Raw genomic sequence first — 20,868 nt, 5'->3', positions numbered from 1 at the left:
TGTCGCCCGCGCAGACGCTTTAAGCGAACGAGTAAAAAACGCGGAATGCGACCTTGCGCTCGGCCCAGAATTCAGCCGCCTCGCGAAACACGTCGAGCAGCGTTTCGCGGCCTTCCTTGTCGAATTTCTGCGCGATCGGCAACGCCTCGAGCACGATCACGAACCCCGGCTGCGTGCCGGCTTTATGCACGAGATCGGTGAGGCAGTCATAAAGCGCGTCGTAGTTCTTGCCGAAGTGCTTCGGGAACAGGAAGGAGGTCGAGATGGTCTCGAGCACCTCCTGTTTCGAGTTCGCGCTGCCGCAATACGCGTAGAGGAAATGCTGGCGGAGCCGGCTGGCTTCATCGGCGAGTTCCTGCACGCGAAACGCCCGGATCGACTGCACGATGTTGGGTCGCACCGTCGCGAATAAGCTCATAGGCTCCTCGTTCGATGAATGCCCGGGCTCGCACGCGTGCGGCTCGTGTGGCTTTTGCCCGGCCGCACGCATGCGCATGACACGCTGAAAAAGATTGCCGTCGCCAGCCAAAAAAAGGTCCGTCGCAACTGTGGCGTCGTGCGCGTAGATGTTGTCGCTCATGCCGCTCATCCCGTTGTCATTCAACAATGCGTTTAAAACTGCTGTAGTGGTCGTCTGAATAAAAGCACGGGTCGGTCCGCCTTGGCGGGCCGCCGCAGACGATACGTCGCGCGCCGCGATTTCTCGCGTTCGGCGTAGGGACCGTGTACTCGTGGTAATAGCCGCGCGCAGACCTCGGCAACAAGCGCTCGAAGTTGCCGAACACGACACCATCCTTGGCGTACGGATAAGGCCCGCCGGCCTCGATCAAGTTCAATGTGCCACGCGCCTCGCGCGGCAACCGGACGCGAGCAATCGTGTCACCCGGCCACGCAGCAAGACCTGCTTGCCCGCTCGGCGCCTCGCGCGCGAATGCCGCGCCCGCCCCCGGCCAAGCCGGCTGCATGACCAGCGAACCCACACTGACGAAAACGGCAACGGCCGCAACAAGCCCCGCACGGACCAGACGAGCCCGTTCGTGCTGAGTTTTGCGCGCCGCTCCTCGCTGAGCGCTCATCGATTGGCCGACCCCGCTATTCGATCCTGAACGTGTACGACCACGAAAGGTGAAAGGGTATCCCTAACGGCACGCGGAAGCAATCTTTGTTAGCGTAATGAAAGACTTAGGTGAGAGGGTCGCATCGATTAGTCATGCCGGCACGTACTGTCGCCGAATTTTTTTAGCTTGAACGGGGATTTTTTATCTTGTTTACGTTAAGCTAACACCTGACGGCTTTGGCGGCCACGAGTCTTTGCCTCCTCGTTGGCCGGGCGGTACCGAAGCCGTCGTATCACGCTTTTAGGGTGTTTCTCTCTCTTTTTCGCCCTCGGCGTGCCCTCGCGGGCACGCCGTTTTTTTTGCCTGCTCGTTTTATCGCACCGCGTTCGCGTCGGCCACGAGCAGCGCCGCCATATTCACGATTCGACGCACGGTGGCTGACGCCGTCAGCACATGAACAGGCTTCGCCGCGCCAAGCAAGATCGGCCCGATCGCGATATTGTTACCCGCCGCCGTCTTGAGCAGGTTATAGGCAATGTTGGCCGCATCGATGTTCGGCAACACCAGCAGGTTCGCGTCGCCTTCGAGCGTCGACTCCGGCAGCACTTCGCGCCGCAAGTTGGCGTCGAGCGCTACGTCGCCATGCATCTCGCCATCGATTTGCAACTCCGGCGCACGCTCTTTGATCAGCGCCAGCGTGTCGCGCATCTTCTGCGCCGACGGCGCATTGCTCGTGCCGAAGTTCGAATGCGACACCAGTGCCACCTTCGGCTCGATGCCGAAGCGCCGCACTTCTTCGGCCGCCATCATAGTGATCTCGGCAAGTTGCGCGGGCGTCGGGTCCACGTTCACGTGCGTGTCGACCAGGAAGATCTGCCGGCCCGGCAAAATGAGCGCGTTCATCGCCGCATATACACTGCAGCCTTCGCGCTTGCCGATGACTTGATCGATGAAATGCAGGTGTCGGTGCGTGGTGCTGATCGTGCCGCAAATCATGCCATCCGCCTCGCCTTTCGCGAGCAGCATCGAGCCGATCAACGTGGTGCGCCGACGCATCTCGAGCTTTGCCATCTGCGCACTGATGCCCTTGCGCGCCATCATCTGCGCATAGGCCTGCCAAAATTCGCGATAGCGTTCATCGTGCTCGGTGTTGACGACCGTAAAATCGACGCCGGCCGTCAGACGCAGCCCATAGCGCTCGATGCGGTTTTCGATCACGCCCGGACGACCGATCAAAATCGGCTTCGCGAGTTTTTCGTCGACCACGATCTGCACGGCCCGCAGCACCCGCTCCTCTTCACCCTCGGCAAAGACGACGCGCTTCTTCCCGCCCGGCACGCTGCGCGCCTGCTGAAAGATCGGCTTCATCGTCGTGCCACTGTGATAGACGAATTGCTGCAGATGCTGCTTATACGCCTCCATGTCTTCGATCGGCCGCGTGGCCACGCCCGAATCCATCGCTGCCTGCGCCACGGCCGGCGCGATCTGCACGATCAAACGCGGATCAAACGGCTTTGGAATCAGATATTCGGGGCCGAACGACAAATCTTGAATGCCGTAGGCCGTCGCAACGATATCGCTTTGCTCTTGTCGCGCCAGTTCGGCGATCGCGTGAACAGCGGCAATCTCCATCTCGCGCGTGACTGTCGTCGCGCCCGCATCGAGCGCGCCGCGGAAGATGAACGGGAAACACAAGACGTTGTTGACCTGGTTCGGATAGTCGGTGCGGCCCGTGGCCAGCACCGCGTCCGGGCGCACTTCGAGCGCCAACTCGGGCAGAATTTCAGGCGTCGGGTTCGCGAGCGCCAAAATAAGCGGCTTCGCAGCCATGCCTTTGAGCATCTCCGGCTTGAGCACGCCGCCCGCCGAGAGACCTAAGAAAATGTCGGCGCCTTCCACGACCTCCGCCAGCGTGCGCGCACTGGTTTCGCGAGCGAAACGCTCCTTGTCCGGGTCCATCAACTCCGTGCGGCCCTGGTAGACGACCCCGGCCAGATCGGTGACGGTGATGTTAGAAAGCGGCAAACCAAGATCGACGAGCAGATCGAGGCAGGCAAGTGCTGCCGCACCCGCGCCCGATGCCACGAGCTTGACCTTGCCGATTTCCTTGCCCACGACCTTCAAGCCGTTCGTCACCGCGGCGGCCACGACGATCGCCGTGCCGTGCTGGTCGTCGTGAAACACCGGAATCTTCATGCGCTTGCGGCACTCACGCTCGACGATGAAGCAGTCAGGCGCCTTGATATCTTCGAGATTGATGCCGCCGAACGTGGGTTCAAGCGCGGCAATGACGTCGACGAGCTTGTGCGGGTCGGACTCGTTGAGCTCGATGTCGAACACGTCGATGCCGGCGAATTTCTTGAACAGCACCGCTTTGCCTTCCATGACGGGCTTCGATGCGAGCGGGCCGATATTGCCGAGCCCGAGCACGGCCGTGCCGTTCGTGACTACCCCGACAAGATTGCTGCGGGCGGTGAAACGCGCCGCGTTCAGCGGGTTTTCGACGATCTCCTCGCAAGCGAATGCGACACCGGGCGAATAGGCCAGCGCCAGATCGCGCTGGTTGATCATCTGCTTGGTCGGTGCAATCGCGATTTTGCCGGGGGACGGGAATTCGTGATAATCGAGCGCTGCTTCGCGCAGGTTCGTCTTGGCGGGGTTCGTAGACATAAGGGAGAAAGTCCAGGCTTTAGTGCGGATTAGAATAGGAATTCGACGCATTGTAGCGCCAATCCCCGACCCGGCCGCGAGGCCAACCGTCGGCGCGCCCCGCTCTCTCGCCTCGAACGTGCAGCCCGCTGTGCGGTTTTTCGGCCCCCCGTCTTAGCGACTCGTTCGCCCCCAAACGTCATGCCGCTTTCCGAGTTCTCCCTCATCGACCGATTCTTCGCGAGCCGAGCCCGGCGCGGCACGTCGACAGCCGTGCTCGGCATCGGCGACGATTGCGCGCTGATCGAGCCGCGTGCGCCGAACGCGCCTGATGCCGGCGAGTTGTTGGCCGTTTCGACGGACATGCTGGTGCAAGGCCGGCACTTCCTGCCTGACGTCGATCCGCAGGCGCTCGGCCACAAGGCACTCGCGGTCAACTTGTCGGACTTGGCCGCGATGGGCGCGAAGCCGCGTGCCTTCACGCTCGCGCTCGCGCTCGAAACGCCGAACGAAGCGTGGCTCGCCGCGCTGTCGGATGGCATGTTCGCGCTGGCGGAGCGTTTTGGCTGCGAGCTCATCGGCGGCGATACGACGCGCGGGCCGCTCAACCTATGCATCACTGTTTTCGGGGATGTGCCGCGCGAAACGGCCTTGCGGCGCGACGGCGCGCGCGCTGGCGATGACATCTGGGTCTCCGGCACGCTCGGCGACGCACGGGCCGGCCTCGCGCTCGCACGCGGCGAGTGGCCCTCCGTGCGCTACGATGAAAGCGAGCAAGCGCGCTTGCGGCTGGCGCTTACGCGTCCCGAGCCGCGCGTCGCGCTCGGGCTGGCCCTGCGCGGGCTCGCCGATGCCGCACTCGATATTTCGGATGGCTTGGCCGGCGATCTGATGCATATTCTCGAGCGCTCGCGTGTGAACGCCGACGTGAATGTCGATGCGGTGCCGCACTCCGATGCGCTCACCAAGCTGCCGCGCGACACGCAGCTGCGCTGCATGCTCGCAGGCGGCGATGATTACGAGCTTTGCTTCACCGCCCCGCCGCACGCGCGCGACGCAATCAGCGCCGCCGGTGACGCAACCGGTATCGCGCTCTCGCGCATCGGTACAATAAGCGCCTTACGTCATCCTTCGGACTCACCGGCAATCACCTGGCTCGATGCGTCACACGCACCGCTCGCTCTGGCATTGCACGGTTTCGATCATTTCCATGCAGCGTGACCCTACGACTGGCACTACCGCGCAACACGGTCCTTCGGTATCGCCCCCGCGGCGCGCAACAGCGCGCTTCATGCTGTCGCACCCGTTTCATGCGATTTCGCTCGGTTTCGGCAGCGGCTTGTCGCCCGTCATGCCCGGCACCTTCGGCACGCTCTTTGGTTGGCTTTCGTTTGCCGCGCTAGCCGGGCGCCTGACGGTGCTCGAATGGGCGGCGCTCATCACGTTCGGGTTTGTGGCCGGCATCGGCATCACTGGTTTTACCGCGAAGCGGCTCGGCATCAGTGACCCCTCCGCCGTTGTGTGGGACGAGGTCGTCGCGTTCTGGCTCGTGCTGCTGTTCGTGACGCCCGAGACGTTCGTGGGCCAACTCTGGGCGTTCGTCATCTTTCGCTTCTTCGATATGGTCAAGCCGCCGCCGATCCGCTATTTCGACCGGCATTTCTCGAACGGCTTCGGCATCATGATCGACGACCTCGTCGCAGCGTTCATGACGCTGCTCGTCATCGCGCTTTGGCGCATGACGATCTGACCTTTTCAGCGGGAAGACAGCCATGCCCACCGATTCCGTCGTCTACCAACTCGCCGTGCGCGTCGGCAACAAGCTGCGCGATACACGCCTTTTGCTGACCACCGCCGAATCCTGTACCGGCGGGATGATCGCCGCGGCCATTACCGACATCCCCGGCAGCAGCGGATGGTTCGAGCGCGGCTTCGTCACGTATTCCAATCAGGCCAAAACCGAGATGATCGGCGTGCCCGCCGAGCTGATCGACAAGCACGGCGCGGTCAGCGAGCCCGTCGCGCGCGCCATGGCCGAAGGCGCGTTGCGCAACAGCCGCGCGCAGGTGTCTGTCGCCACGACCGGTGTGGCCGGCCCCGGCGGCGGGACGGAAACCAAGCCCGTCGGCATGGTGTCGTTCGCGTGGAGCAACCGGCTTTATACGTCTGCTGAAACCGTCGTCTTCAAGGGCGATCGGGAACAGATTCGCGCGCAGGCCGCAGCGCACGCGCTGCGCGGCCTGCTTGCGCTGATCGAAGAAAACGAGCGCTGAACGCGCGCCGCGTCATGAACGATAACGATAGAGATTAATCGTATCGCGTGTTTGCCGCGCGGCCTGGGCCGCCGCATCGGCGAAGTCATCACCCTTGCCCGCATAGAGAATCGCGCGCGACGAGTTGATCATCATGCCCGTGCCGTTCGCCGTGCGGCCCGCGCGTACCGTCGCTTCGACATCGCCGCCTTGTGCACCGATGCCCGGAATCAGAAGCGGCATTTCTCCGACCAGGCCACGCACGGCCTCGATTTCCTTCGGGAACGTCGCCCCGACGACAAGCGCCAGCTCGCCGCCCGCATTCCATTTTTCGGCGGCAAGATGAGCCACCGTCTGATAAAGCGGCCGACCGCCGACGTCGAGAAACTGAAGGTCCGAGCCGCCCGCATTCGACGTGCGGCACAGCACGATGACACCCTTTCCGGCATGCGCGAGATACGGCTCGATCGAATCGAAACCCATGTACGGATTGACGGTCACGGCGTCCGCGCGATAGCGCTCGAACGCTTCGCGCGCGTATTGCTCGGCCGTGCTGCCGATATCGCCGCGCTTGGCGTCGAGAATCACCGGCAAGCCGGGATGGTGCGCGTGAATATGCGCGATCAGCGCTTCGAGTTGATCTTCGGCACGATGCGCGGCGAAGTAGGCGATCTGCGGCTTGAATGCGCTCGCGTACGGCGCCGTCGCATCGACAATGGCGCGGCAGAAATCGAAAATCGCCTCGCTGCGATTGGCAAGCGCGCCAGGAAAGCGCGACGGTTCCGGGTCGAGCCCGACGCATAGCAGCGAATCGGTGCGCTGCCAGGCCGCGTTGAGCGTGCGGACAAAAGACGGGGTGAAAGCCAAGGCCATGACGGGACGCTCGCAATGCCGGTTATCGAAAAAGCCCCGTATTCTACCCGCCCCGCGAGTCAGGGCTACAGCCCGACGCGCGCCACGGTGAAGCGAAACTCGCGCGCGAGCCGCTCCCCCGGCGCCAGTACCGTCATTCCATGCTCGTTCGCGCCGCCAGGCAGATTCACCGCGTTGATCGGATGATCGACCGGCTCAAAGCAAAAGAAATCTTCGCCAGCCGGCGTATAGAGCACGTAGTAGTCGGCGTTCGCCGCAATCGACAGCGACAAGCGCTTGTGCGGCCAGACCACCGCCGCGTGACCGCTCCAACCGGTGAACGCATGATTGACGAGCGCGTCGGGCAGCGGGTAGGCGACGCCGAATTGCCAGGCCGGCGGTACCGGCACATGGCGCACCGGTAGCCAGTCGTCGCCGGATAGCCACAGGCCGCTTGCGGCCGCCGACAGATGCGTCGCGCCGTCGCGCGGCAAGAACGGATGCAAGCCGAGGCCGAACGGCAGCGTCTCGCCGCCGGCGTTCTCCACCTCGAGCGAGACGACGAGCGCCATCCCCTCGAGCGAATACGTCAGCGCCGCGCGGTACGCGTAAGGCTCGCTGTCGCTGCGATCGAGTGCCAGCGTCGCGCGCGTGGCATCGTTCGACACGAGTTGCCACGCTTGCAGCCAACCATCGCCATGCAGCGGCAGCGACTCCGCCTTGCAATTGCGCGGCACCGCCACGCTGCGCCCGTCAAACGAAAAGCGGCCGCCGCCGATGCGATTCGAATACGGCACGAGCGGGTAGCAGGCGAGCGAGTTCGGGTCGGTATCGCCCGCAACCGACCTGGCGCGGCGAAAGATCGGCATGGCGGCGTCGCCGTTGCCGCGCCAATCGAAACGCGTGATCGCACCACCCAACGCGGGCGCGATGTCCAGCCTCAGTTGCGGCGTCGAAAGCGACACAGTGGCTTGCTCCAAGCTGCTGCCGAGCCCGCGAGCAAGCGCTGATGTGCTCGGGCCAGGACGCACCGGCTGCGCTAGCGCCGCCAGCTTGGCGCGTCGCGCGGCGGACGGCCCGCCGAGCTTGGTGGCAGGAACGTTGGGATTCGCTGCGGTCATGGTTTGCTCCTCGAGAGGCGAAAAGTCGTCCTGCCTGGGACGCAGTTGGTCGATCTTCGGGTCGATCTTCAAAAGACGGCGACGCTTGCCGCCTTTGTCTCTTTATCTATGCGACGGTTCCCGGCCGATCGCATTCGGATCTTGCGCGTACCCAGTACACGTACCTGGCGTGCGTATGCCTGCGAAAACAGGTTCCGGCAAACCGCGCCGGGCAACCGTCGCAGCAAACACGCTGCCCGCTCCGCGCTCGTGCGAAAGCGTTGCGGCATCGAGCCCGACGCGCGCTGTTGTGACATACAGCGTGCCGAGCTTCGGGCCGCCAAGGGTCACGCAACTGGGCTGGTGCGTCGGTACGATGACGCGCTCCGTTTCGTTGCCACGCGCGTCGTAACGCACGATGCGCCCCCCGCCCCATTGCGCGTTCCACAGTCCACCGTCGGCGTCGACTGTTGCGCCGTCGGGCTCGCCGGTTGCGTCTTCGAGCCGCACAAAGCGGCGTGGCGGGCCAACGTGCCCGTCGGCGCCATACTCACAGCTGAAAATCTCGCGCGTGGGGGAATCGCAGAAATACATCGTCGCGCCATCAGGGCTGAACGCGATGCTGTTCGAGATAGCGGGCGCCGGCAACGGCAGCCGGTGCACCGACAAATCGTGATCAAGCCGATAAAACCCGCCGATCGGCTGAGGCTTCGCCGCCTCGTCCTTCGTGCCGAACACGAAACGCCCCTGGCGGTCGCAACGCCCATCGTTCAAGCGCGTGTTCATGCCGGGCTCGATATCGGCAATGTGCGTGAGCGTATGCGTGACCAGGTCGAAAAACGCGAGATGAGTAGCGAGTCCGACGAGCAGCACATGCGGATCGGCTGTCAGTGCAAACGTTGCCAGCCGCTCCGGCAAACGCCAGCTTGCGTGCTCGCCCGAGGCCGGGTCATGGCGCCACAGGCGCGCGCCTTCGATGTCGGTCCAATAAAGCCGGCGCGTGCGGGCGCACCAAAGCGCGCCCTCGCCCAGCGCGCATTTCGCGCTGACAGCAAGCGTCGCCCGCGACGCGCGCGCGTGGCCGGTATCGTTGCCGTTGCCCACCGTCATGCCCAGCCTCCGTCGACGATGAAATCCTGTGCTGTCACCATGCGGCTGTCGTCGGCCGCGAGGAACAGCGCCATGCGCGCGAGGTCTTCGGGCAGCAGTTCGCCGTCCAGGCACTGCCCGGCTTTCAGCGCACGCAAACCCGCCTCATCGAGCCAGAGCCGCCGCTGCTTTTCCGTCATGACCCAGCCGGGCACGAGCGTGTTCACGCGAATGCCGAACGGACCGAGATCGCGCGCCAGTGCGCGCGTGAGGCCCTCAATGGCTGCCTTCGCCGTTAGATAAACGGGCATGCCGCCGGTTTTCAGCATCCAGCTGACCGAGCCCAGATTGATGATCGAGCCGCCGCCCGCGGCTTTCATGTCATCGACGACCGCTTGCGCCGCGAAGAACTGCGGTCGCAAGTTGACCGCGACACCCGCATCGAACGACTCGGGCGTGACTTCGGCAATCGTGTGGCGCTTGTCGTTCGCCGCGTTGTTCACGAGCACCGCGATCGGGCCGAAGGCGGTGCGGGTATCGGCGATGGCGCCGCGCAACGCGTCGATGTCGGTGATATCGCACGAGAGAAAGAGCGGCGGCGTGCGGGCGTCTCCGAGCGCGTCAGCCAAGGCCTCGCCCGCGCTCGCATCGATGTCGCAAAACGCGACACGTGCGCCTTGCGCCGCGAAGTGCGCGACGAACGCAGCGCCGATGCCGGTTGCGCCGCCGGTGATAAAGACCGTCCGGCCAGCCAGGCTCGGATAGTGCGCGTAGGGGCCGGGTTGTGGATGATCGGGTAATGCCATCGTGAAGTGTCTCCGGTCAGTCGCGCGAACCGCGATTCTTCAGTTGATCGAGCAGCACAGCAGCCAACAGAATCGCGCCGCGCACGAGGTACTGATAAAACGCGTCGATATTGAGCAGATTCATCACGTTCTCGACGGTGCCCATGATGAGTACGCCGATCACGACGCCCGAAATCGTCGCCCGCCCGCCGAGCAGCGACACGCCGCCGAGCACGCAGGCCGAGATCACATTGAGCTCGAAGCCCTGCGCGGCGTTTGGCTGGCCCGACGTGATACGCGAAGCAAGAATGACGCCCGCGAGCGCCGTCACCGCCCCCTGCACGAGGAAAATCAGCACTCGCGTGCGCTCGACGTTGATACCGGCCAGCCGTGAAGCCTCGGGATTGCCGCCGATGGCCAGCGTATTGCGCCCATAGACGGTTTGATTCAGCATCACGCCGAAGACGATGAAGCAAATCAGCGTGACCCAAATCGGCAGCGACACGCCTAGCAACGAGAGTCCGCCGAGCGCGATGAACGCGTCCGACGACACGCCGACCGCCTGACCATGCGACACGATGAAGCCGAGGCCGCGCACGATCTCCATTGTCGCGAGGGTCGTGATCAGCGCGTTGATTCGCAAATACGCGATGACGGCACCGTTCACAAAACCAATGACCGCGCCGGCTGCGACGGCGGCCACAATCGCCAAAAACGTGTTGTCGGTGGCATTGAGCACCATCGCGCAAAGCACGCCCGCGAACGCGACCGTCGAGCCCACCGACAAGTCGAAGTCGCGCGACGCGAGGCAAAACATCATCGTGCAGGCGACCATGCCGATCTGCGAGATCGACAACGCGAGGCCGAGCATGTTGTCGATCGAGAAGAAGTGATCGACGGTCAGCGACGTCGTGATGAACATCACCGCGAAGATCAGGATCAAGCTGTATTCGGTGACTTGCTGCCACCACTTCTGCCGATCGTTCGTCTGCGGAATCAGCGCTTCGGCGACCTGCTTAGCTGCCGCGCTCGCGAGGTTTTCTCTTGCTTGCATTTCGTCACTCCTTCGCCCGTGCATAACGGGTTTGCATTCTGTCTTGTCGAACCGGGCTCGCGCCCGTTGTTCGCGTCATTCGTTTCGTGTTGGCAAACTTACGCCGCTTCTTGCGCTGCGCCCTGCGGCAGCGCAAGGTCCAACAGCGCGGCTTCATTCGCGTCGCCGCGTTCGAGCGTCCCCGAAATCCGGCCTTCGCGCATGACGACGATACGATCCGAGACACCGAGCACTTCCGGCAGCTCCGACGACACCATCACAACCGCGCAGCCGCGTTCGGCCAATTCGTAGATCACGTTATAGATCTCATGCTTCGCACCGACATCGATGCCGCGTGTCGGCTCGTCGAGAATCACCACTTTCAAGCCCGGCTCGGCCAGCCAGCGCGAAAGAATCGCTTTTTGCTGATTGCCGCCCGAGAGCAGACGAATTCGTTGACGACGGCTAGGCGTCTTGATCTTCAGCAGCTTGATGAAGCGGTCGGCCGTTTCGCTCTCTTTCGCGCGATTGAGAAAGAGCCCTGCTCGCAAGTTATGCCGGCGGCAGCTGATGTTGATGTTCTCGGAGACCGACGCAATCGCGACGATGCCCTCCTCCTTGCGGTCCTCCGGGCACAGCACGATGCCGTGGCGAATGGCGTGCGCCGGGCTTTTGACGTCGATGTCGCGGCCATCGAGCGCAATGCGCCCGCCGCGCTTTTTCTCGGCGCCATAGACCAGCCGCATCAGTTCGCTACGCCCGGCCCCGACCAGCCCGAAAAAGCCGAGGATTTCACCGGCCCGCACCTCGAAACTCGCCGGCGCGCTGAGCCCGTGGCCTTCGATGTTTTGCACGGCGAGGCGCGCCGCGCCGCGCTCGCGCGGCCGGTAGTTATAGATGTCGCTGATCTCGCGTCCCACCATTTCCGCCACGAGCGTCTCGCGCTTGACCGTTGCCATGTCGCGGTGAGACGCGACCTTGCGACCATCGCGAAAGATCGTGCAGGAATCGCACAACGCATAGATTTCGTCCATGCGGTGCGAGATGTAGATCAGCGCGCGGCCGTCGGCGCGCAGGTCGCGCACGAGCTTGAAGAGCACCTCGGTCTCGCGATGCGAGAGCGAACTCGTGGGTTCGTCGAGCGCGATCACGCGCGCATTGCGCAGCAGCGCCTTGCAGATTTCGACCATCTGACGCTGAGCGATCGACAGCCGTCCAAGCTTGGCGTTCGGGTCGAGATCGACGCCCATCGCAGCGAGCCGCTCGCGCACGAAGCGCTGCGCGCCGCGCTTGTCGACGAAGCCGAACGACGTCGGCAGGCGGCCGAGCAACAAGTTTTCTGTCACCGTGAGATCGGGAACGTACTGCAATTCCTGGTGGATGACCGCGATGCCGGCCGCGATCGATGCCGCCGCGCTCCCAAAATGCACCTGCTCGCCGTCGATCATCAGGCGGCCCGAGTCCGGCTGGTATTCGCCGCCGAGCACTTTCAGCAGCGTCGATTTTCCCGCGCCGTTTTCGCCCATGAGCCCGTGGACTTCGCCGGCCGCCACTTCGAACGAGACGCCGTCGAGCGCGCGCACGCCCGGAAAAACCTTGCCGATATTGTCAAAACGCAGCGTTGCTGACATGTCACCTTACCTCGCACTGATTGAACGTTCCCGCCGGCCGGACGCGCATTGGGCACCGCGGCCGACGAGAACCGCCGCTACGATTACTTGGCGGCGAGGCCCATCTTTTCACGCACGTCGGCGACGTTCTCGCGCGTCGCAAGCATGCCCGTCGTCAGCGTGAGCTTCGGCGGCTCCTTGCCGGCGGTGATCCAGTCGTACATCAGCGTCGAGGTTTCTTCGCCATGGCGCTTCGGGCTGATGATGACCGTGCCGTAAAAACCCGTCGGGTTCGGCTTCTTGAACTCGTTCAACGCCGAGTCCGAGCCGCCGATGCCGATGCCGATCATGTTGTCGGCCTTGAAGCCCCGGCCTTCCGCGGCGCGCACGGCGCCGAGCACGCCTTCGTCGTTCAGCGCGTAAGCCACCCAGTGCTTGAACTGCGGGTTTTTCGTCAGCGCGATATTGGCGGCGTTAAACGCGTTTTCCGTATCGGTCTTCGCTTGCGGCGCGGCAATCACGTTGGTCTTCGGGAAGCCCGCGGCGATCAGTGCGTCGGTCGCGCCGGAGGTGCGGTCATGCGCGGTCGGCAACTGCTCGTAGGTGATATCGATAGCGCCGACGTCCTTCATATCCCAGCCGCGCTTTTTGATCTCGGCGGCAATTCCGTCGCCCACTTGCTTGCCGATGTTATAGGCGGAAATGCCCATGTGCGGCACCGATGCGATCGGCTTGCCGGCGCCGTCGACGAGACGATCGTCCACCGTCATCATCTTGAGCTTGTCGGCCTTCGCCTTCGCTACGATGCCCGGCCCGAGCTTGACGTCAGGGGTGCAGATGATGAAGCCCTGCGCCTTTTGCGCCGAAAGATTGTCGATCGCGCTCATCACCTTCTCGCCCGACGGCGCACCGATCTTCACCAGCGTGAAGCCCTTCTCCTTGGCCGCGATTTCAGCGAACTTCCACTCGTCCTGGAACCACGGTTCTTCAGGCTGCTTGACCAGAAAGCCGATCTTGACCTGGTCGGCTGCCTGCGCGGCCGGCGCCGCCGCGAACATCGTGCCCGCCGCCACTGCTGCCAGCGTGAGGAATATTCTGCGTTTCATGTGCGTGTCTCCTGTCTATTGAAGGTGTGGGCCGCATTGTTTGTGTCGGATGACTCACGCGGCCGGTGTGTCGTCCGATTTCGGATTTCCTGCTTTCCTTGCGTTTTTACTTCCCCATTCAGTCGTGAAATCAGTTCAGTCGTGAAATACCGCTGAGCGGCCACCGTCGATCGTGATGCAGCTTGCGTTGATGAACGGCGCCTCGTCGGAGGCCAGGAACACCGCTGTCATCGCCACCTCGTCCGGCTGGCCGATGCGCTTCATCGGCTGCAACTCGAGCGTCGTGCGGCGGGCCGCCTCGGCGTCGGCTTGCCCATTCCACCAATCGCGCGTGAGCTGAGTCTCGATATAGCCCGGCGCGATCGCATTCACGCGCACCTGCTTCGCCGCGTATTCGATGCCGAGCGCACGCGTCAGGCCGAGCACACCATGCTTGGCCACCGGATACGGAAAGCAGCCCGGAATGATCTTGAATGCGTGTGTCGAAGCGATATTGACGATGCTGCCGCGCCCGCGCTCGACCATGCCCGGCAAAACCGCGCGACAACCGTTCCATACACCGTCGAGATCGACGGCGAAACAGCGGCGCCAGTCGTCATCGGTCATCGTGAGCGGGTCGCAAAAAACGTTGATGCCGGCATTGTTCACGAGCACGTCGAGCGGGCCAAACAGACGTTCGGCATCGACGACGGCTTCGCGCACGGAGGTGGCGCTCGTCACGTCGGTGCGAACGGCGGTGACACGCGCGTCGGGGCATTGCGTCGTGATCTCGTGACACGTGGCCTGCGCCGTTTGCATATCGAGTTCGGCCAGCACGACGGCCGCGCCTTCGCGTGCAAACGCATGCGCAATCGCCGCGCCGATGCCGCGACCGGCGCCGGTGACGAGCGCGACCTTGCCGGTCAGCCGGTTCATCGAGGCGCTCCTTCGCGTGCGGCGCGCAAGCCGTCGATGAACTCGCGCGCGTGGGCAACGGTCACGCTCGGCGCCTGGCCGGGGCGGTAAAGCGCGGAACCCAGGCCGAAGCCGTCGGCACCGGCCGTGAGGAACGCGGCCATGTTCTCGGGCGCGATGCCGCCCACCGGCACCAACGGCACGCGCTTGGCGAGCACCGCGCGCCACGCTTTCACGGTCGATACGCCGAGCTGCTCGGCGGGAAACATCTTGAGCGCGTCGGCACCTGTGACGAGCGCAGCAAACGCCTCGGTCAGCGTCGCGACACCGGGTGCACAGGCGAGCCCCTTCGCTTTCGCGGCGCGGATCACCACAGTATCCGCATGAGGCATGACGACGAGCTCGCCTCCCGCGTGCGCCAATTCATCGACGAATCGAGCTTGCAACACCGTGCCCGCGCCGATCAGGGCATCGGGCTCCAGCGCGGCACGCAGTGCGGCGATGCTGTCGAACGGCTGCGGCGAATTGAGCGGCACCTCGATGAGCCGAAAGCCGGCATCGTAAAGCGCGCGACCATGCTCCGCGGCCTCGGCAGGCTTGATGCCGCGCAAGATCGCAATCAACGGACACGCGGCAAAAGCGGCGGTGAACGCCGCGTGCGGCCGATACGGTGCGGGAAGGTCGAGATCGGTCTGCATGTCGGAGGTGGCTATGTCGGGTTTCATCGATATCGCTGCGTCAGTTGCGTCGGTTGCTTTATGCCAGCCCGCTCTACGCCGTAGGGCCGCTTGTCGTCGCGGTCTGCAACATGCCCGTCGGTTCGGCGACAAGTCCTGCGCGCGTCGCCATGCGCCACAGGCCGCGTTCGGCGGCTGCCTCGACCAGCGTGGCGTTCGCGCAGCCGAACTGCGTCAGCGCGAGACGGTAGCGCTCCGCGAGCGCCGGCTCGCCGATGAGCCGCAGCGTTTCGTTCGCCAATACCGAGCCGCGCGCAGCCAATACAGCCTGCAGGCCGGAGAGCTCGTGGCCGATCAAGAGCCCCGACAGATAGTCGGGTTGCTGGTCGGCCTGCAATTGCGCCGTGAGCCCGAGCGTGCGGGTGCTGAAAATCGTCGCCAACAACCCCGCCTGCTCCGCGTTTTTAGCGACGCTCAAACCGCGCAGGAACGCTTCGATGTCCGGCACGGCGGGCTGCGTCATCGTGCGCCCGAGAATCGTGTGATCGCGTAACGCAGCAAAAAGCTCGCCCGTCATGAACGTATGGAATGCCTCGATGCGCTCACCGCGCACGATGGCCCATTTCGCATGCGTGCCGGGCAAGCCGACCAAGACGGCCGCGCCGTCGGCGCCGAGTTGCGGGTCAGCGGCGAGCGCGCCGACGATCTGCGTCTCCTCGCCGCGCATCACGTTCGGCAATTCGCCGCGTTCGATTACGCCAGGCACGATGTGCAGCACCGGGCCGCGGGCTGCGCGCACACAGACAATGCCGGCCGCGATGGCGTGCGCCGTCGCCGGCGTATCGACGTAGGGCGCTTCGCGCCAGCCTTGCGCGCTGCCCACCATGCCGGCAGCAATCACCGGTAGATCAGGGGACGCGTCGAGCCAATCCGAGACAACGCTCTCAAACGCGGCGTCGAACCCGCCGACGCGCGGCAGATTCATGATGCCGGCCGTCGATGCACGCGTCGCGAGCACCCCGCCTGTGGCATCGAAGAGGTAAGCGCGCAGCGATGTCGTGCCCCAATCGAGACCGACGAGCGCCGGTGCCGGCTCGATAAACCGTTCGTGCGTGACGCTCATCGTTTGATCCGCCGTGTGCCTTGTGGCGCGCGCCAGCCGAGTTCCTCCGAAATGCCGCGCGCCTCGCGCTGTACCACTGAAACCAATTCATCCATGCGTTCAAGCGACATATAGGGGATCGTACTGGCCACGGAAACCGCGGCGACGATGGCGCCCGACGCATCGCGCACCGGCGCGGCCACGCAGCGGATCGACGCTTCGTTCTCTTCGAGGTCGAACGTGAAGCCGCCCGCGGCATAGCGGACCATCCGGTGCAGGAACACGGGTTTGTCGGGCCGGTTGTCCGGCTTGAACGTCGCGCCTGCCAGCGCGCGACGCGACGCATTGAAAAGCGCTTCCCACTCCTCGGGCTTCGCGTCGAGCATCAGCGCCTTGCCGATACCGGTCGACGCGAGCGGCATCCGATGTCCGACTTTCGAGCGCATTTCGAGCCCGCGCCGGCCGGGAATCTTGTCGATGTAGAGGACGTCGTCCCCATCGCGCACGCCGAGATGGATCGTGTCGAGCGTCGCCTCTCCGAGCCGCTCCAAGTGCGGGCGGGCCACGGCCGTCAGCGGCATTTGTTCGAGCGCGATGGTGCCGAGTTCGATCAGCTTCGGGCCGAGCAGATAGCCGTTCGGTGTCTGGCGCAGATAGCGCGCCTGCACGAGGCTGTTCACGAGCCGGTGCGTGGTGCTGCGCGTCGTGCCGAGTACCGCGCCGAATGCGCGCATATCGTGCACGCCCGCGGCGGCGGCTTCGAGAATCGCCAGCCCGCGCAACAGCGTTTGCGTGCCCGCCTGCTGCCCGGCGATGTCGAGCGGCGTGCTCGACAAATTGACTTCTGCCGCGCCGGGGGCCGGCGTATCCGACCCGTCGATTTCGTCGGGCGTGTCGGATGTATCCGATGTGTGGGCCGCTTGGGGGGCGTTCATAGGCGTCTCCTGGACGGCCTCACGCGGCCGCATGTCGTTTCGCTGGATTGTATGCGCTCGGTTTGGCGTGTTCAACATATGAGTTAGCTACCCATATTTTGGGATTTACCGCCATCCAACTGGCGCGGCCAAACAAAGCGAAGAATCGACAAATCAAGGAGTCGACGCACGACTCGCACGCGCGCCCGACCTGCCCGAAGCGGCCATCCGTTCTATATTGGCAGCGCGCCCGAGCGCGATTTCATCCTTTTCCGGACTGGAGAATGAACTGAACGCGTCCCACCCCGTGAGCGAGTGAGCGAAGGAAAGGAAGGTGGATCCTCACGGGCCAACGGCATCGATGTGCCCAGGTGGAAAATGCACGCATTTCCCAGGCGACCGGAGGATCCAGTGATGAATTCTAGGACAGTGGGCGTGGATATCGCCAAGAACGTGTTCCAGGTGCATTACGTCGACGAGGCAACCGGAGAGATCGTGAACAAGCCGATCAGGCGGTCGAAGTTTCTGGAGCACTTTGCAAACTGTGCTCGGTGCCTGATCGGAATGGAAGCGTGCGGTGGGGCACACCATTGGGCTCGGCAGCTCACGCAGATGGGTCACGAGGTCAGGCTGATGCCGGCCGAGTTTGTGAAGGCGTTCAACATTCGGAACAAGAACGATGCGGCGGACGCGCGAGCGATCTGGCTGGCGGTGCAGCAACCGGGCAAGCCGGTCGCGGTAAAGACCGAGATGCAACAGGCGATGCTGGCGCTGCATCGCATGCGCGAGCAGTTGGTGAAATTCCGCACGATGCAGATCAACGGACTGCGTGGGCTGCTGACGGAATACGGTGAGGTGATGAGTCGGGGTCGAGCCAAGCTGGACAGCGAGATACCGGTAGCGCTGGGCCGGATTGCAGAGCATCTGCCGGCGGCGCTGGTCGATACGCTGCGCGAGCAATGGAATGGGCTGACGAAGCTGGACGAACAAGTCGCCGAGATCGAGCGACGCATGCGCGAGTGGAAAAAGGAAGACCGGGCCGTGAAGGCGATCAGCGAGATTCCTGGCGTGGGTCTGCTCACCGCCACGGCGGCGGTAGCGATGATGGGCGACGCGAAGGCGTTCAGATCCGGGCGCGAGTTTGCCGCGTGGGTCGAACAGATGAAAAAGCGGCGACCGGCGAATGTGGTCATCGTCGCGCTGGCCAACAAGATGGCACGAACGATCTGGGCAGTACTGGCCCATGACCGGCAGTACCGGAAGGACTACGTCAGCGTGAAGCCGGCCTGATCGGCCCACGTGAGGTAGAAGATCAACGTTTAACACAGGGTGAACGTCGAAAGGTTGCGCAGCGTTTCGAGTGTGATGACAAGCCAGGTAGGACCGGGACTCGCTAAACCTATATGGTTGGATGAGCTTCGAGCTCGCCCGGAGAATGAGGTGCGAGTCAGCGAATTTCATCGGGGCCCGCAGCGGCAATACCGGCTGCAAAAAGGCCGGATATAGAGCTGCAGCCCATCCTGTCAGTCAGAACACACGAAAACTGTTGCAAACGGGACGCGTTCATATAGCCAACCATGACGAAGCCTGTCATCAATCTCGCCGACGTTGAACTGTCGCCACGTCCCGCCGCTTTTGCACCGCCCGAATCGATGAACGATCGCTACGGGGGCGTTCGCATCGGAAGGATCGGCCCCGTAGTCGGCGCGCGCAAACTCGGCTACAACCTGACGGCCGTGCCGCCGGGCAAGCGCGCCTACCCGTTTCACGTCCATCGCGTAAACGAGGAAATGTTTTTGGTCTTGGAGGGTACAGGCGTGGTGCGCATCGGCGAGACGACCTACGCAATCGGCGCGGGCGACATCGTCGCGTGCCCACCGGGCGGCGCCGAGTTGGCCCATCAGATCGTCAATACCGGCGACACCGAACTGAAATACCTGGCGGTAAGCACGATGACGACGCCCGAGATCGTGGAATATCCGGATTCGGGCAAGTTCGGCGTGATGGCCGAATTGCCGGGCAAAGCGGGCGAGCCGTCGTCATACTTCCGGTTCGTTTCGCGTCAGGAAGCGAGCCTGGGCTATTGGGAGGACAACTGAGAAGGAGATAAAACGAGATAACGTCGAACGTCAGCGCGGCACTTCGGCAGCACCCATGCGTCGCGCGATGACGGCCGCACGCTGCGAGAGATAGCCCGACGAGCGATGCTGATCAAAGTATTTAGGGCGCGGCAGCATGACAGCCAGCCGGGCCGCTTGCCACCCCGAGAGCTGGCTGGCCGGCGCGCGAAAGTAATAGCGCGCCGCCGCCTGCGCACCGTAGACGCCGTTGCCCCATTCCACCGAATTCAGGTAGATCTCGAAGATGCGCTGCTTGTCCATCACCGTTTCAAGCATCCAGGTGATGATGAGTTCCTGCCCCTTGCGCACGTAGCTTTTCTCGCGCGATAAAAAGAGATTGCGAGCCAGTTGTTGCGTGATCGTCGAGCCGCCTGCCACGATTTTGCCGCGCGACTTATTGCGCTCCCAGGCCTGCAAGATCGCGTCGGTTTCGTATCCGCTGTTATTGACGAAGTTGGCATCCTCCGACGCGATAATGGCGCGCTTCAGATTGCGCGAAATCTTGTCGTAGGGCACCCATTCATGCGCAATCGACAGGTCGGGCCGGTCCTGCGCCAAACGCCATGCGTCGGCGCGCATGAACGCCGTCGATTGCGGGTTCACGAACGTCCAGACCGCAATCTGCGCGAGGTAGTAAACCTGCGTGCCGCCCCATGCAATCGCGGTTACCGCTATCCCATAGAAAATCCATCGGACGAGGCCAGCGCCGCTCGTGCGAGCGCCTTTCGCTTTCGTCATGATCGCGAAGCCGCGAGGATCGTACGCAATTCGAGGAGCACCGGCGCCGTCGCTGGACGCACGGCGCGCCAGACGAAGAACGATTCGGCGGCCTGCTCGACGAGCATGCCGAGGCCGTCGGCCGCTTGCGCACCGAGCGCTACCGCATGGCGCATGAAAACGGTCGGCTGCGGTCCGTACATCATGTCGTAAGCGAGGGTGCCCGCGCCGAAAGCACGCTCGTCGCATTCGGGCAACGAATCGTCGAGGCTGCCGGCCGTCGCATTGATGACGATGTCGTAGGCGTGCGGTGCGATGGCTTCGGGCCCGCCGCCCGTCAACACGCTTCCTGCCTTGTGCGCGGCAGCGGAGAACTGCTCAACGAGGCCGTCAGCCTTGGCGGCCGTGCGGTTGACGACGACAAGCTCGGCAGGTGCGCGCTCGAGCAACGGCAGGATCACGCCGCGCGCCGCCCCGCCAGCGCCGAGCAACAAGATACGCGCATCGGCTATGCGCACCCCGCGATTCGCCTCGATATCGCGCACGAGACCGACCCCGTCGGTGTTGTCGCCACGCAGGCCGTCGGTATCAAAGCGCAACGTGTTGACGGCACCAGCCGCCTCCGCCCGCGCGGAAAGCGTTTTGGCCAGCGCATGCGCCTCGAGCTTGAACGGCACGGTCACATTGAGGCCGCGCCCGCCGGCCGCGGCAAACGCACGCACGGTCGCGGCGAAGCCGTCAACCGGCGCCAGCAAATGGCGATATTCGACGGGCTCGCCCGTTTGCGCCGCAAAACGCGCATGAATGAAAGGCGACTTGCTGTGCGCGATGGGGTTGCCCACGACGGCATAAAGCTCGCAGCCGGACACAGCCGGGGCGATAGGTGCGATCGGCGCGTCCATAGTCGTTT

21 protein-coding genes are annotated in these 20,868 nt (G+C 63.8%); 5 read left to right on the top strand and 16 right to left on the bottom strand.

Going from position 1 to position 20,868, the window contains the following annotated elements; all coding sequences use genetic code 11:
* Positions 1-19: 19 nt before the first annotated feature.
* From ACSQ20_RS03100 to ACSQ20_RS03090, 3 genes are all read right to left on the bottom strand, one after another.
* Positions 20-589 (bottom strand): barstar family protein, encoded by a 570-nt coding sequence (locus tag ACSQ20_RS03100; RefSeq protein WP_436017338.1) that lies wholly within the window; start codon positions 587-589, stop codon positions 20-22.
* 7 nt (positions 590-596) lie between these two features.
* Complete coding sequence (locus tag ACSQ20_RS03095; protein WP_436022884.1) at positions 597-965, bottom strand: ribonuclease; 369 nt, start codon at positions 963-965, stop codon at positions 597-599.
* Positions 966-1,430: 465 nt separating this feature from the next.
* The gene (locus ACSQ20_RS03090; RefSeq protein ID WP_436017336.1) at positions 1,431-3,728 is read right to left on the bottom strand and encodes an NADP-dependent malic enzyme; all 2,298 of its coding nucleotides are present in this window, start codon (positions 3,726-3,728) and stop codon (positions 1,431-1,433) included.
* Between the two features lie 180 nt (positions 3,729-3,908).
* Between ACSQ20_RS03090 and thiL the strand changes: the two genes are divergently transcribed.
* The 3 genes from thiL to ACSQ20_RS03075 are packed head-to-tail and all read left to right on the top strand — an operon-like array spanning position 3,909 to position 5,980.
* On the top strand, positions 3,909-4,928 hold the full coding sequence (gene thiL / locus ACSQ20_RS03085; protein WP_436017334.1) for a thiamine-phosphate kinase: 1,020 nt from the start codon (positions 3,909-3,911) through the stop codon (positions 4,926-4,928).
* On the top strand, positions 4,918-5,457 hold the full coding sequence (locus ACSQ20_RS03080) for a phosphatidylglycerophosphatase A family protein (protein WP_436017332.1): 540 nt from the start codon (positions 4,918-4,920) through the stop codon (positions 5,455-5,457). The genes thiL and ACSQ20_RS03080 overlap by 11 nt, the downstream gene beginning before the upstream one ends.
* Before the next feature lie 22 nt (positions 5,458-5,479).
* A complete protein-coding gene (locus ACSQ20_RS03075; RefSeq protein ID WP_436017330.1) occupies positions 5,480-5,980 on the top strand; it encodes a CinA family protein in 501 nt (166 codons plus the stop codon).
* A gap of 12 nt (positions 5,981-5,992) precedes the next feature.
* Here ACSQ20_RS03075 and pyrF read toward each other — a convergent pair whose 3' ends face one another.
* The 11 genes from pyrF to ACSQ20_RS03020 form a co-directional block, all read right to left on the bottom strand.
* Positions 5,993-6,832, bottom strand: a complete 840-nt coding sequence (pyrF, locus tag ACSQ20_RS03070) for an orotidine-5'-phosphate decarboxylase (protein WP_436017328.1) — start codon at positions 6,830-6,832, stop codon at positions 5,993-5,995.
* Between the two features lie 65 nt (positions 6,833-6,897).
* Positions 6,898-7,932 (bottom strand): aldose 1-epimerase, encoded by a 1,035-nt coding sequence (locus ACSQ20_RS03065; protein WP_436017326.1) that lies wholly within the window; start codon positions 7,930-7,932, stop codon positions 6,898-6,900.
* 102 nt (positions 7,933-8,034) lie between these two features.
* Positions 8,035-9,021, bottom strand: coding sequence for an SMP-30/gluconolactonase/LRE family protein (locus ACSQ20_RS03060; protein WP_436017324.1), 987 nt, complete (start codon positions 9,019-9,021; stop codon positions 8,035-8,037).
* The gene (locus ACSQ20_RS03055) at positions 9,018-9,806 is read right to left on the bottom strand and encodes an SDR family NAD(P)-dependent oxidoreductase (protein ID WP_436017322.1); all 789 of its coding nucleotides are present in this window, start codon (positions 9,804-9,806) and stop codon (positions 9,018-9,020) included. The genes ACSQ20_RS03060 and ACSQ20_RS03055 overlap by 4 nt, the downstream gene beginning before the upstream one ends.
* 16 nt (positions 9,807-9,822) lie before the next feature.
* Entirely contained in the window at positions 9,823-10,839 is a 1,017-nt protein-coding gene (araH, locus tag ACSQ20_RS03050) for an L-arabinose ABC transporter permease AraH (protein ID WP_436017320.1), read from the bottom strand.
* Positions 10,840-10,937: 98 nt separating this feature from the next.
* The gene (gene araG / locus ACSQ20_RS03045) at positions 10,938-12,449 is read right to left on the bottom strand and encodes an L-arabinose ABC transporter ATP-binding protein AraG (RefSeq protein ID WP_436017318.1); all 1,512 of its coding nucleotides are present in this window, start codon (positions 12,447-12,449) and stop codon (positions 10,938-10,940) included.
* A gap of 83 nt (positions 12,450-12,532) precedes the next feature.
* Positions 12,533-13,534 (bottom strand): arabinose ABC transporter substrate-binding protein, encoded by a 1,002-nt coding sequence (locus ACSQ20_RS03040; RefSeq protein ID WP_436017316.1) that lies wholly within the window; start codon positions 13,532-13,534, stop codon positions 12,533-12,535.
* Between the two features lie 135 nt (positions 13,535-13,669).
* Positions 13,670-14,449, bottom strand: coding sequence for an SDR family oxidoreductase (locus ACSQ20_RS03035; RefSeq protein ID WP_436017314.1), 780 nt, complete (start codon positions 14,447-14,449; stop codon positions 13,670-13,672).
* Positions 14,446-15,126: a 2-dehydro-3-deoxy-6-phosphogalactonate aldolase gene (locus ACSQ20_RS03030; RefSeq protein ID WP_436022882.1), complete on the bottom strand. Its 681-nt coding sequence runs from the start codon at positions 15,124-15,126 to the stop codon at positions 14,446-14,448. The genes ACSQ20_RS03035 and ACSQ20_RS03030 overlap by 4 nt, the downstream gene beginning before the upstream one ends.
* 73 nt (positions 15,127-15,199) lie before the next feature.
* Positions 15,200-16,228 (bottom strand): 2-dehydro-3-deoxygalactonokinase, encoded by a 1,029-nt coding sequence (locus tag ACSQ20_RS03025; RefSeq protein WP_436017312.1) that lies wholly within the window; start codon positions 16,226-16,228, stop codon positions 15,200-15,202.
* Complete coding sequence (locus ACSQ20_RS03020; RefSeq protein ID WP_436017310.1) at positions 16,225-17,175, bottom strand: IclR family transcriptional regulator; 951 nt, start codon at positions 17,173-17,175, stop codon at positions 16,225-16,227. The genes ACSQ20_RS03025 and ACSQ20_RS03020 overlap by 4 nt, the downstream gene beginning before the upstream one ends.
* A gap of 360 nt (positions 17,176-17,535) precedes the next feature.
* Here ACSQ20_RS03020 and ACSQ20_RS03015 point away from each other — a divergent pair, with 360 nt between their 5' ends.
* A complete protein-coding gene (locus ACSQ20_RS03015; protein WP_436022880.1) occupies positions 17,536-18,411 on the top strand; it encodes an IS110 family transposase in 876 nt (291 codons plus the stop codon).
* Between the two features lie 287 nt (positions 18,412-18,698).
* Positions 18,699-19,220, top strand: coding sequence for a cupin domain-containing protein (locus ACSQ20_RS03010; RefSeq protein ID WP_436017308.1), 522 nt, complete (start codon positions 18,699-18,701; stop codon positions 19,218-19,220).
* Positions 19,221-19,250: 30 nt separating this feature from the next.
* On the opposite strand, the gene mtgA is transcribed toward ACSQ20_RS03010, so the two are convergent.
* Positions 19,251-19,979: a monofunctional biosynthetic peptidoglycan transglycosylase gene (mtgA, locus tag ACSQ20_RS03005; protein ID WP_436017306.1), complete on the bottom strand. Its 729-nt coding sequence runs from the start codon at positions 19,977-19,979 to the stop codon at positions 19,251-19,253.
* Positions 19,976-20,860: a shikimate dehydrogenase gene (gene aroE / locus ACSQ20_RS03000; protein ID WP_436017304.1), complete on the bottom strand. Its 885-nt coding sequence runs from the start codon at positions 20,858-20,860 to the stop codon at positions 19,976-19,978. The genes mtgA and aroE overlap by 4 nt, the downstream gene beginning before the upstream one ends.
* Positions 20,861-20,868 lie beyond the last annotated feature (8 nt).

The organism is Trinickia sp. LjRoot230, from assembly GCF_964253315.1.
Lineage (GTDB): Bacteria > Pseudomonadota > Gammaproteobacteria > Burkholderiales > Burkholderiaceae > Trinickia.
Note: the sequence above shows the minus strand (reverse complement) of the source record. Positions and strands in the feature narration are given on the sequence as shown.

Bases quoted from the DNA above. Each gene is read 5' to 3' on its own strand.
- ACSQ20_RS03075 (WP_436017330.1), top strand. From the start codon at position 5,480: ATGCCCACCGATTCCGTCGTCTACCAACTCGCCGTGCGCGTCGGCAAC.
- araH (WP_436017320.1), bottom strand. From the start codon at position 10,839: ATGCAAGCAAGAGAAAACCTCGCGAGCGCGGCAGCTAAGCAGGTCGCC.
- ACSQ20_RS03040 (WP_436017316.1), bottom strand. From the start codon at position 13,534: ATGAAACGCAGAATATTCCTCACGCTGGCAGCAGTGGCGGCGGGCACG.
- ACSQ20_RS03100 (WP_436017338.1), bottom strand. From the start codon at position 589: ATGAGCGGCATGAGCGACAACATCTACGCGCACGACGCCACAGTTGCG.
- ACSQ20_RS03055 (WP_436017322.1), bottom strand. From the start codon at position 9,806: ATGGCATTACCCGATCATCCACAACCCGGCCCCTACGCGCACTATCCG.
- ACSQ20_RS03090 (WP_436017336.1), bottom strand. From the start codon at position 3,728: ATGTCTACGAACCCCGCCAAGACGAACCTGCGCGAAGCAGCGCTCGAT.
- araG (WP_436017318.1), bottom strand. From the start codon at position 12,449: ATGTCAGCAACGCTGCGTTTTGACAATATCGGCAAGGTTTTTCCGGGC.
- ACSQ20_RS03065 (WP_436017326.1), bottom strand. From the start codon at position 7,932: ATGACCGCAGCGAATCCCAACGTTCCTGCCACCAAGCTCGGCGGGCCG.
- ACSQ20_RS03060 (WP_436017324.1), bottom strand. From the start codon at position 9,021: ATGACGGTGGGCAACGGCAACGATACCGGCCACGCGCGCGCGTCGCGG.
- ACSQ20_RS03095 (WP_436022884.1), bottom strand. From the start codon at position 965: ATGCAGCCGGCTTGGCCGGGGGCGGGCGCGGCATTCGCGCGCGAGGCG.
- ACSQ20_RS03080 (WP_436017332.1), top strand. From the start codon at position 4,918: ATGCAGCGTGACCCTACGACTGGCACTACCGCGCAACACGGTCCTTCG.
- ACSQ20_RS03010 (WP_436017308.1), top strand. From the start codon at position 18,699: ATGACGAAGCCTGTCATCAATCTCGCCGACGTTGAACTGTCGCCACGT.
- ACSQ20_RS03030 (WP_436022882.1), bottom strand. From the start codon at position 15,126: ATGCAGACCGATCTCGACCTTCCCGCACCGTATCGGCCGCACGCGGCG.
- ACSQ20_RS03015 (WP_436022880.1), top strand. From the start codon at position 17,536: ATGAATTCTAGGACAGTGGGCGTGGATATCGCCAAGAACGTGTTCCAG.
- aroE (WP_436017304.1), bottom strand. From the start codon at position 20,860: ATGGACGCGCCGATCGCACCTATCGCCCCGGCTGTGTCCGGCTGCGAG.
- ACSQ20_RS03025 (WP_436017312.1), bottom strand. From the start codon at position 16,228: ATGAGCGTCACGCACGAACGGTTTATCGAGCCGGCACCGGCGCTCGTC.
- mtgA (WP_436017306.1), bottom strand. From the start codon at position 19,979: ATGACGAAAGCGAAAGGCGCTCGCACGAGCGGCGCTGGCCTCGTCCGA.
- thiL (WP_436017334.1), top strand. From the start codon at position 3,909: ATGCCGCTTTCCGAGTTCTCCCTCATCGACCGATTCTTCGCGAGCCGA.
- ACSQ20_RS03020 (WP_436017310.1), bottom strand. From the start codon at position 17,175: ATGCGGCCGCGTGAGGCCGTCCAGGAGACGCCTATGAACGCCCCCCAA.
- pyrF (WP_436017328.1), bottom strand. From the start codon at position 6,832: ATGGCCTTGGCTTTCACCCCGTCTTTTGTCCGCACGCTCAACGCGGCC.
- ACSQ20_RS03035 (WP_436017314.1), bottom strand. From the start codon at position 14,449: ATGAACCGGCTGACCGGCAAGGTCGCGCTCGTCACCGGCGCCGGTCGC.